The 11,160-nt window shown below is 66.4% G+C and carries 9 protein-coding genes; 8 read left to right on the plus strand and 1 reads right to left on the minus strand.

All coding sequences use genetic code 11. From position 1 onward, the window contains the following. Positions 1-41 precede the first annotated feature (41 nt). Positions 42-1,157, minus strand: coding sequence for an NAD(P)/FAD-dependent oxidoreductase (locus OK17_RS22790; protein WP_461418857.1), 1,116 nt, complete (start codon positions 1,155-1,157; stop codon positions 42-44). Positions 1,158-1,225: 68 nt separating this feature from the next. On the opposite strand from OK17_RS22790, the gene OK17_RS22795 reads away from it, so the two are divergent. The 8 genes from OK17_RS22795 (at position 1,226) to OK17_RS22830 (ending at position 11,089) form a co-directional block, all read left to right on the plus strand. Next, a complete protein-coding gene (locus OK17_RS22795) occupies positions 1,226-2,455 on the plus strand; it encodes a glucose-1-phosphate adenylyltransferase family protein (protein ID WP_040534834.1) in 1,230 nt (409 codons plus the stop codon). Further along, positions 2,434-4,134 (plus strand): phospho-sugar mutase, encoded by a 1,701-nt coding sequence (locus tag OK17_RS22800; protein WP_461418858.1) that lies wholly within the window; start codon positions 2,434-2,436, stop codon positions 4,132-4,134. The genes OK17_RS22795 and OK17_RS22800 overlap by 22 nt, the downstream gene beginning before the upstream one ends. A 35-nt stretch (positions 4,135-4,169) precedes the next feature. Then, positions 4,170-4,601: a helix-turn-helix transcriptional regulator gene (locus tag OK17_RS22805; protein ID WP_461418859.1), complete on the plus strand. Its 432-nt coding sequence runs from the start codon at positions 4,170-4,172 to the stop codon at positions 4,599-4,601. 20 nt (positions 4,602-4,621) lie between these two features. Further along, positions 4,622-5,032 carry a VOC family protein gene (locus tag OK17_RS22810; RefSeq protein WP_461418860.1) on the plus strand — a complete coding sequence of 137 codons (411 nt, stop codon included), beginning with the start codon at positions 4,622-4,624 and terminating at the stop codon, positions 5,030-5,032. Between the two features lie 170 nt (positions 5,033-5,202). Next, the gene (locus tag OK17_RS22815) at positions 5,203-7,614 is read left to right on the plus strand and encodes an ATP-binding cassette domain-containing protein (protein WP_461418861.1); all 2,412 of its coding nucleotides are present in this window, start codon (positions 5,203-5,205) and stop codon (positions 7,612-7,614) included. Between the two features lie 148 nt (positions 7,615-7,762). Continuing rightward, positions 7,763-8,203, plus strand: a complete 441-nt coding sequence (locus tag OK17_RS22820) for a globin domain-containing protein (RefSeq protein ID WP_248660244.1) — start codon at positions 7,763-7,765, stop codon at positions 8,201-8,203. A gap of 92 nt (positions 8,204-8,295) precedes the next feature. Continuing rightward, positions 8,296-9,573, plus strand: coding sequence for a glycosyltransferase 87 family protein (locus OK17_RS22825; protein WP_461418862.1), 1,278 nt, complete (start codon positions 8,296-8,298; stop codon positions 9,571-9,573). A 100-nt stretch (positions 9,574-9,673) separates the two neighbouring features. Further along, positions 9,674-11,089 carry a cytochrome P450 gene (locus tag OK17_RS22830; protein ID WP_461418863.1) on the plus strand — a complete coding sequence of 472 codons (1,416 nt, stop codon included), beginning with the start codon at positions 9,674-9,676 and terminating at the stop codon, positions 11,087-11,089. Positions 11,090-11,160: the final 71 nt, after the last annotated feature.

Here is an 11,160-nt window from a genome sequence, read left to right on the forward strand (position 1 = left end):
CGCTAGCGACGAGCCGTATCGAAACCAGCTCTCTACCCGCGCTATTCACCCATCAACCCGACCACGTACTCACCGATCACCAGACACGAGGTGATCCCCGGCGATTCGATGCCGAACAGGTTGACCAGCCCGGCGACGCCGTGGGTGGCCGGCCCGTGGATGACGAAGTCGGCGCCCGCCTCGCCTGGTCCGCTGGTCTTGGGCCGGATGCCCGCGTACGCGGGAGTCAGTGTCCCCGAGGGTAATCCGGGCCAGTAGCGGCGGATCGAGGTCTCGAAGTCGGTCAGGCGTGTCTCGTCGACCGAGTAGTCGAGCTCCCCGCCGTCGGACCCGCTGTCCAACCACTCCACGTCGGGCCCGAACCGTGCCGCGCCGGCAAGGTCCATGGTGAAGTGCACGCCCAGACCGCCATCGACAGGTACCGGGTAGACCAGGTGATCGAATGGTGCTCGGGCACCGGACAATCCGAAGTAGTTGCCCTTCGCCAAGTGTCGTGGCGGGATCGGACCGTCGAACCCGTCCAGGGAGCGGGCAACGTCCCACGCACCCAATCCGGCGCAGTTCACGAGCACTCGCGCCGACGCCGATCCGCCCTCAGCGGTGTCGACGGTGATTCCACCGCCGTCGACGCACCCGCCGATCACCTTGCTGCGCAACGCCACTGCGCCACCAGAGGACTCGAGGTCGCGTCGCAGCGCCCGGACCACCCCGTCGACGTCGACGATCCCGGTCGACGGTGACAGCAGCGCCGCCACGCCGTGCACGTCCGGTTCCAACTCATGGAGTTCAACGCTGTCGATCCGTCGCAGGTCGTCGACACCATTCGCGTGCCCGTGCCGGAGCAAAACATCGAGCCGGTCGGTCTGGGCGTCGTCGGTGGCCACGATCAGCTTTCCGGGACGACGCCACGAAACGCCGTGCTCGTCGCAGTATCGGGTGAGGAGTTCGCGTCCTTGCACGCACAACCGAGCCTTCAAGCTGCCTTCGGGATAGTAGATACCGGCGTGGATGACCTCCGAACTCCGCGACGTGGTCTGCGTACCGACCGCGTCGGCGGCCTCGAGGACGATGACCTCACGCCCGGTCGACGCCAGCGCACGGGCCACGGCCAGGCCCACGATCCCGCCGCCGACCACCAGGCAATCGGTCCGTTCCACCGGGTTCTCCCTTCTCGTCGCGGATCAATCATCCCGGTACGGGTCACGTTCTCGGGCACACTGGGCTGATGCGGCACTCTGATGTTCTCGCGATCGTGCAGGCCGGTGGGCGTGGTTCCCGGATGGAGGTGCTGACCGATCGGCGGGCCAAACCGGCGTTGCCGTTCGCGGGGAACTATCAGCTCATCGACTTCCCGCTGTCGAACCTGCACCACAGTCACGTCGATGACGTCTGGCTCTGTGTCCAATACGAGGCGGAGACGTTGACCCAACTGGTCGCCGGTGGGCGCCCCTGGGACCTCGACCGCACCAGCGGCGGGCTGCGCATCGTGATGCCAGAGCAGACCGACGCACCGGAGACCGAGGACGGCTTCGCCACCGGCAACGCCGACCTGCTCTACCGGATCCGCGACCGCATCGCCGAACACGGTCCGGCCGAGGTGATCGTCATGAGCGCCGACCACGTCTACGACTTCGACTTCCGGGACGCGCTCGACACTCACCGCAACCGCGGCGCCGAATGCACCATCGTCACCACGACCTGTTCGCTGGAGGAGGCGTCCCAGCACGCCACGGTCACCTCGCGTCGCGACGGCACCGTCCGCGAGTTCCGCTACAAACCCGACCGGGCGACCACTCGCACGATCGCCACCGAGATCTTCATCTACAACCCGCAGGTGCTCATCGAAGGACTCGAAAACCTGGCGAGCGAGACGACGGTCGGTGCGGCCGAGGACGACACGGGCCTTGGCGACTTCGGGGAACACCTCGTGCCCTGGTTCATCGACCGCGGAAAGACTGTCGCACACGCGATGCAGGGATACTGGATCGACGCCGGGCGCCCGGAGACCTACCTGCAAGCCCACCGAGACCTGATCGACGGCAAGATCGACGTCTTCCGCGCCGAGCGACCGGTCCTGACGAATCAGCCGCAACGCGCCGCAGCCCGTATCGAAGCCGGGGCCGTCGTCGAGGACAGCCTCGTCAGCAGCGGCGCCCACGTGCGCGGAACCGTTCGACGCAGCGTCCTCGGACCGGGCGTCGTCGTCGAGAAGGGGGCCACCGTCGTCGACTCGGTCATCTTCGGTGACACCGTCATCGGCGCCGGCGCGACCGTCGCCTGGTCGATCCTCGATGAACGTGTCCGGGTGGGGCCGCGGGCAACGATCGGTGGCCATCCCCGAACCCGGCCGGTGCCCACCGAGAAGATCACTCTCATCGGGATGGACACCCAGATCCAGCGGGGGGCCAAGGTGCCTCTCGGCGACCGCGTCGAATGTCACCGTCGCATTCGCTGACTGATAGCGTCGCGCGGGTGATCGAGACCGCGCGTACCTGGCGAGACCACGACCCGGATCCGGCGACCCGCGCCGAACTCACCCGCCTCATCGAGGGGGCCGAAGCCGGAGATGCTGCGGCCGCCGCCGACCTCGACTCCCGATTCCGCGGCCCACTGACCTTCGGTACCGCAGGACTGCGCGGCGAGGTCGGGGCAGGGGAGACCCGCATGAACGTCGCGGTCGTCACCCGCGCCACGTACGGCCTCGGCCGCCACCTCATCGACACCGTCGGACCCGACGCGCGCGTCGTCGTCGGCTGCGATGCCCGGTACGGTTCCGATGCCTTCCTCGAGGCCACCGCCGAAGTCCTTGCCGCACAGGGTCTCACCGTCATGACACTTCCGCGTCAGCTCCCGACTCCGGTGACCGCCTACGCGACCCGCGCGCTCGACTGCGACGCAGGGGTGATGATCACCGCGTCGCACAATCCGCCCGCCGACAACGGGTACAAGGTGTATCTCGGTGGCCGCGCCACCGACGCCGCCGGGCGCGGCGTCCAGATCGTCCCGCCCGCCGACGAACAGATTGCGGCCTTCATCGCCGCCGCACCGCCGGCCGACCAGATCGCCCGCGACGCTGCCTCTGTTGTCGCCCTCGACGATTCGGCTCTCGACGCCTACATCGCCCGAGCCGGCGCACTTCGTCCCGGTTCCGAACCCAGCCCGGTGCGTGTCGTCCTGACCCCGATGCACGGGGTGGGCGGTGCGACGGCGCTAGCCGTCCTGGGCGCCGCGGGTGTCACCGACGTCCACGTCGTCGACGAACAGTTCTCTCCCGACCCGGATTTCCCGACCGTCGCCTTCCCGAACCCGGAGGAACCCGGCGCCCTCGACCGCGCGCTCGATCTGGCCCGCGACGTCGACGCACATGTGGTGATCGCCCTGGATCCCGACGCCGACCGCTGCTCGGTCGCCACCCCGGCCCGCGACGGCTGGCGACAGCTCAGCGGCGACGAGATCGGCTGGCTGCTGGGTGAACAGGCTGCCCGGGACGCCGACCGCAGCGGCGACACGCTCGCCTGCTCGATCGTGTCGAGCCGACTTCTGGGCAAGATCGCCGCCCACCACGGTCTGCGATTCGCCGCGACCCTCACCGGCTTCAAATGGATTGCCCGGACACCGGATCTACGGTTCGGGTACGAGGAGGCCATCGGGTACTGCACCGACCCGGATGCCGTGCGAGACAAGGACGGAATCTCCGCGATGGTCCGCGTCATCAGCCTCGTCGAAGAACTCGCAACCGATGGCCGCACACTCGCCGATCTGCTCGACGACCTCGCACGACGCCACGGCCTCCACGCCACGGCGCCACTGACGATCCGCGTCGACGATGTCGCCGAGATCGGCCAGATGATGGACCGGTTGCGCACCACCGAGGTCGACGCACTCGCCGGTTCCGAGGTCGTCGAGGTCCTCGATCTCGCCGCAGGTTCCGCCGACCTTCCGCCCACCGACGCACTCGTGCTGCGCACGGCCGCCGACGACCGGGTCATCGTGCGGCCGTCGGGAACCGAACCGAAGCTGAAGTGCTACCTGGAGGTCGTCCTCGGTTGTGCGGACGGCGAGGTCCCGCACGACCGCGCCGCCGACCGGCTGACAGTGCTCAGCGCGGACATGGCCGCACTTCTCCGCGGCTGACCCACACCCCGAATCCGAAGCCTACGATCAACCCCGTGGCCCGTTCTGATTCCGATCAGCGTCTGCGTGACCTGACCCTGCTCCGCCAGGTCCGTGACCGGATCGACCGTGAGTACGCGCACCCGCTCGACGTCGAAGCTCTCGCGCGGGGCGTCAACATGTCGGCCGGCCATCTGAGCCGGAAGTTCCGCCAGACTTATGGCGAGTCGCCGTACTCGTACCTGATGACCCGCCGCATCGAGCGGGCGATGACTCTGTTGCGCAGAGGCGACCTCAGCGTCACCGAGGTGTGCTTCGAGGTCGGCTGCCAGTCGCTCGGCACGTTCAGCACACGATTCACCGAACTGGTCGGGGTGCCACCAACCGTCTATCGCGAGCAGTCCGCCGACGCCACCGACGGGATCCCGGCGTGCATGGCCAAGAACATCACCAGACCGATCAGGAATCGAGAAGCACAGCGGGGGTGAGGATGCCTAGCCTGACATCCATGAACATCAGCATCCAGTACGCATTCCTCCCGCACACCGATGGCGAAGCGGCCCTCGGCTTCTACCGCGACATCCTCGGGTTCGAGGTCCGCAAGGACGTCGGCTACGAGGGCATGCGGTGGCTGACGGTCGGCCCGCCGAATCAGCCGGGTACGTCGATCGTGCTGTACCCGCCGGCCGCCGAACCGGGCATCACCGACGCCGAACGCCAGACCATCCTCGAGCTGATCGCAAAGGGCAGCTACGGCGCGCTCACCCTGGCCACCCAGGACCTCGACGGCCTGTTCGAGAAGCTCCAGGCCAGCGGCGTCGACATCGTCCAGGAGCCGATGGACCAGCCCTACGGTGTCCGCGACGCCGCGGTGCGCGACCCTTCAGGCAACCTGATCCGTATCGACCAGGCGGCCTGAAAGGTGTGCGGCGCCGGTCGATTGCCGCCACCCGAAGCGCTCGACGGGGAAGTTGCCGAATCACCGATGACTCTCCTGGTTGGATCGAGTCAGACCAGTTCGACCACAGAAATCCTGCCCGCACACGACGATGGCTGCGCTCCGAGACGCGCCGCCGTGATGGAGACACGATGAGCCCTGGTTCGCGCACGAAGTCGACGCCCCGATCCGCCCCGGTCGCCGAGTACGACACCCATCCCGCCGACACCCACGACCGCATCCGGGTGCACGGGGCCCGCGAGAACAACCTCAAGAACGTCGACGTCGAGCTGCCCAAACGTCGGCTCACGGTGTTCACCGGAGTGTCGGGTTCCGGCAAGAGCTCGCTGGTCTTCAGCACGATCGCCGCCGAATCCCAGCGCCTCATCAACGAGACCTACAGCGCATTCGTGCAGGGCTTCATGCCGTCCATGGCCCGGCCCGATGTCGACGTCCTCGAAGGTCTCACGACGGCGATCATCGTCGATCAGGAACGTATGGGCGCCAACGTGCGGTCGACGGTCGGCACCGCCACCGACGCGAACGCTATGCTACGAATCCTGTTCAGTCGCTTGGGTAAACCCCATATCGGTTCGCCGCAGGCGTTCTCGTTCAACGTGGCGTCGATCAGTGGTGCGGGTGCGGTCACGGTCGAGAAGGGCGGCCAGAAGATCAAGGAGCGCCGCAGCTTCTCGATCACCGGCGGCATGTGTCCGCGGTGTGAGGGGCGCGGCGAGGTCTCCGACTTCGACCTCACCGCGCTCTACGATGCGTCCAAGTCGCTCAACGAGGGCGCGTTGACGATCCCCGGCTACACCATGGACGGCTGGTACGGGCGGATCTACCGCGGCTGCGGGTTCTTCGACCCCGACAAGCCGATCGCCAAGTACACCAAGAAGCAACTCAACGACCTGCTCTACAAGGAGCCGACACGGATCAAGGTCGATGGCATCAACGTCACCTTCGAGGGTCTGATCCCCAAGATCCAGAAGTCGATGCTGAGCAAGGACCGCGAGGCGATGCAGCCGCACATCCGCGCCTTCGTCGACCGCGCCATCACCTTCCACTCCTGCCCTGACTGCGAGGGCACCCGACTCACCGCCGAGGCGCGGTCGTCGAAGATCAACGGCATCTCGATCGCCGACGCCTGCTCGATGCAGATCAGCGATCTGGCCCAGTGGGTCGCCGAACTCGACGAGCCGTCGGCCGCGCCGCTGATCAAGTCGCTCCGCGAACATCTCGACGCCTTCGTCGACATCGGTCTCGGCTATCTGTCCCTCGACCGCCCGGCCGGCACCTTGTCCGGCGGTGAAGCCCAGCGCACGAAGCTGATCCGACACCTCGGATCGTCGCTCACCGACGTCACCTACGTGTTCGACGAGCCGTCGATCGGTCTCCACCCCCACGACATTCAGCGGATGAACGACCTCCTCCGCGCCCTGCGGGACAAGGGCAACACGGTGCTGGTCGTCGAACACAAGCCCGAGGTCATCGCCATCGCCGACCGCGTCGTCGATCTCGGTCCGCGAGCCGGCACCGACGGCGGTGAGATCGTCTTCGAGGGCACGGTCGAGGAACTGCGTTCCGCCGATACTCTCACCGGACGTCACCTCGACGACCGCGCGTCGGTCAAGGCCGAGGTCCGCACGCCCAGCGGCGCTCTCGAGGTCCGCGGCGCAGACATGCACAACCTGCAGAACGTCGACGTCGACATCCCGCTCGGCGTCCTGGTTGTACTCACCGGTGTCGCCGGTTCCGGCAAGTCCTCGTTGATCAACTCGTCGGTTGCCAACGCCGAGGGCGTGGTCTCGATCGATCAGACCGCGATCAAGGGTTCCCGACGCTCGAACCCGGCCACCTACACCGGACTACTCGAACCGATCCGCAAGGCCTTCGCCAAGGCCAACGGGGTCAAGCCCGCTCTGTTCAGTGCCAACTCGGAGGGCGCCTGCCCGAACTGCAACGGTGCCGGCGTTGTGTACTCCGACCTCGCGATGATGGCCGGGGTTGCGGCCCCATGCGAGGTGTGCGAGGGCAAGCGTTTCCAGGCGGAGGTGCTCGAGTACACCCTCGGTGGGCGCAACATCAGCGAGGTCCTCGAGATGTCGGTGGCGCAGGCCGAGGCCTTTTTCTCCGACGGCGACGCGAAACTACCTGCCGCGCACAAGATCCTGCATCGCATGGTCGACGTCGGCCTCGGCTACATCAAGGTCGGTCAGCCGCTCACGACCCTGTCCGGTGGCGAACGCCAGCGTCTGAAGCTGGCGACGCACATGGGGGAGAAGGGTGACGTCTACATCCTCGACGAGCCCACGACCGGCCTGCACCTCGCCGACGTCGAACAACTCCTCGGACTGCTCGACCGACTCGTCGACTCGGGTAAGTCGGTGATCGTCATCGAGCATCACCAGGCGGTCATGGCGCACGCGGACTGGATCATCGACCTGGGCCCGGGCGCCGGCCACGACGGCGGTCGGATCGTCTTCGAGGGAACGCCGGCGGACATCGTCGCCGATCGGTCGACGCTGACCGGGCAGCATCTGGCGGAGTACGTCGGCGCCTGATCCGTTTTATAGCTCGAAACCGCGCTCACCGCGGTTTCGAGCTATATCCCTACTTCTCACACGCTCGCACAGCCCGTGTGAGATCACCGTTACCCAGCCCTTGCGGCACGACATTCCGCACGCAACGCCGCGGCCGGAGAGTCTTCGCATGGACAAACAACTATTGGAAGAAAGCCTGACCCTCGTCGACCTACCCGATTCCGGTCTCACCGTCCGGTTCTACGACATCCTCTTCGAGCGCTATCCCGCCGTGAAGCCGATGTTCCAGCGAGACACCCGCGTTCAGGCCGAGATGCTGCGCACCGCGGTGGTCTCGGTCCTCGATCACCTCGAGGACGCGGAGTGGCTGACCACCAATCTGCACGCCCTCGGCAAGCGTCACGCGAGCCTCGGCGTCACCCGACCGATGTACAACGCGGTCGCCGAATGCATGATCGCCGCCATGAGCGAGATCGGCGGCGAGTCGTGGACGCCGGCGATGACGGCGGCGTGGGAGGAGGCGCTAGGCGCGGTCGCCACGATCATGCTCGACGGCTATCCCGACGAGGCCACGTCCGAAACCGCCGCCGAGGAATCCGGCGCGGCCTGAGTTCCCTGCACATGAGCCCTCAGCGGGGTCACCGCCGCCCCCGCTGACGCTCCCGTCCGCCGCGATACGATCCCGCTCGGAAGAGAGGGCTCGTGACAGTTGTGGACATTCCCCGGTCGGTGATCGATCGCTATCTCCGTTCGGCCTGGGCACGAAGGCTGACGCTCGTCGTCTTCCTCCTCAGTGCGGCGGTCGCGATCTTCGTCCTCCCGAATCATCCGCCGGCGCCCTATCGCATCGATTTCGACGTCTACCGCATGGGCGGCCGCGTCTTCCTCGACGGCGGCGACCTCTACGGCATCCTCCCGACGCTCGGTGGCGGCTCCTATCTGCCGTTCACTTATCCACCACTCGCTGCGGCCCTGTTCTCCGTCTTCACGGTCGTCCCGCTTGGCCTGGGACAAGCGCTCTTCACCGCGGCGACCATCGCCTGTCTGCTGCTGGTCTGCCGGATCGTGATGGCTCACCTGACCGAACGCCCGTCGTCGGACCTCTGGTGGCTCGCGACCGCCGCGACCACCGTCGGCCTATGGCTCGAACCGGTCCGCGACACCCTGAACTTCGGCCAGATCAACATCGTCCTGATGACCCTCGTCATCGTCGACGCCCTGCTCGGTCGCGGACGCTGGTGGCGGGGTTTGCTGGTCGGTCTGGCCATCTCGATCAAACTCACCCCAGCGGTCTTCCTGCTGCTGTTCTTCCTTCGACGCGACTGGCGTGCGCTCGTCGTCGGCGCGGTGTCGGCCGTCGCCTATGCCGGCATCGGATATCTCCTGGCGGCAGACGACTCCGTCACCTACTGGACGTCCACCCTGTTCGACACCGAGCGCATCGGTAGTCCGCAGTTCGCCAACAATCAGTCGGTCAAGGGCGAGGTGGCACGCCTCGGCATCGAATCCGAACTCGTCTGGTTCGGCGTGGCCCTCGTCGTCGGGTTGCTCATCGCGTGGTCGGCGTGGCGTTTGCTGTCCGCGTCGGAGGCGTCTGAGAACGGGCGCGACGAGACGATCGAGGTCGCCGCCGTGATGACCGTTGCCTTCGCCTGGCTGTTCTGCTCTCCGGTCGCCTGGGACCACAGCTGGGTGTGGATCGTGCCGCTGCTCCTGGTGCTGATCGCGCTGGCCGCACGCCCCGGGACGTCGAAGATCTGGTGGTGGCTGGTGGGCACCGGACTGGTCATCTTCGCCTACGCCCCGCATCAGCACGTTCCGCAGCGCTACGACGCCGAGCTGTTGTGGGCCTGGTGGCAGCACATCGTCGGGTCGTCGTACCTGATCTGGGGACTGGTCGTGATCGTCTCCCTCGGCGTGCTTGCACCGCGTCTGGTCTCGAAGTGCGCCGTCGAAACCGCGACCAACCGGGGGAGTTGAGAGACCGACGACGACTCGCCTCTTGAAACATCTGTCAAATTCCGTTCCAATGGTGCATAGTGACCTAAGGCACATCGGATCAACGGGGAGTGGCAAGGACATGGCTAGTCGGAAGAAGCAGATGCAAACCGCGCTCGGCAAGGTGAGCAGCATGTACCCGAGCAAAGAGCGTCCGCTGGCCGAGCCACCCGCGGGTTCCGGCCTCAAGCCGGTCATGGGCGATCCCGGTCTTCCGTACCTGGGCAACACCCTCCAAGCCCTCGCGGACCCGCTGCAGTCGGCGATGGACCGCTTCGAGCGGTACGGCCAGGTGTCCTGGTCGGGTGCCCTCGGCATGAACATGGTGACCCTCGTCGGTCCCGACGCCATCGAGGCCGTCTGGATGAACCGCAAGAAGGCGTTCTCCAGCGAACTCGGCTGGGAGCCGATGATCGGACCGTTCTTCCGCCGTGGCGTCATGCTGATGGACTTCGACGAGCACATGCAGCACCGCCGCATCATGCAGCAGGCCTTCAGTCGGCCCCGCCTGAACGGCTACCTCGACATCATGACCCCGCACATCGAGAAGACCCTCGCCAACTGGCAGGTGGGCAAGGGCTTCCACATGTACTCCAACACCAAGGACCTGACGCTCTCGCTCGCCACCGAGGTCTTCATGGGTGCGCACGTGAGCGAAGCCGAGGCACACCGCCTCGAGAAGGCATTCGAGGCTGCGGTTCGCGGTGGTCAGGCCATGGTCCGCAAAGACGTCGGCAACTGGACCTGGGCACAGGGTCTCCGCGGGCGTGAGGTTCTCCAGGAGTACTTCCGCTCCGAGATCCCGCTCCGACGCGGCAGCGACGCCGACGACCTGTTCACCGTCCTCTGCAACAGCGAGAGCGAAGAGGGGGAGAGCTTCAGCGACGAGGACATCGTCAACCACATGATCTTCGTGATGATGGCCGCGCACGACACGTCCACCATCGCGTTGTCGATGTTGACCTACTTTCTCGGCCGCCATCCGGAGTGGCAGCAGCGTCTGCGGAAAGAGTCGCTCGCACTGAACAAGCCGACCATCGACTACGACGACGTCGACAAGCTCCCCAGCATGGAACTCGCCTTCAAGGAGACCCTGCGCCTCAACGCTCCTGTCGGCATGCTGTTCCGTATGGCCATCGAGGACACCGAGATCTGCGGCCACTACATCCCGAAGGGCACTCTGCTGGCTATCCACCCGTGGGCGACCATGCTGCGCAAGGAATGGTGGCCGAACCCCACCCACTTCGACCCCGAACGTTTCTCGGCCGAGCGCCGCGAGGACAAGATCCACCGCTTCGCCTGGGCCCCGTTCGGCGGCGGCGCACACAAGTGCATCGGCCTGTACTTCGGTGGCATGGAAGTGAAGTCGATCCTGCACCAGATGCTGCAGCGTTTCGAGTGGACCGTCCCGGCCGGCTACAAGCCCGAACTCACCTACGGCACCGGACCCACCCCTGCCGACGGCCTGCCGATCGACATCCGGCACCGCGCACTGTAATTGCTGCTGAGAGTACGCGAGGAGCTGCGATGCCCCGTCCTGCTGCTGGTTGAGTAGGCGAGGAGCTTGCG

Source organism: Gordonia sp. GN26, assembly GCF_054823965.1.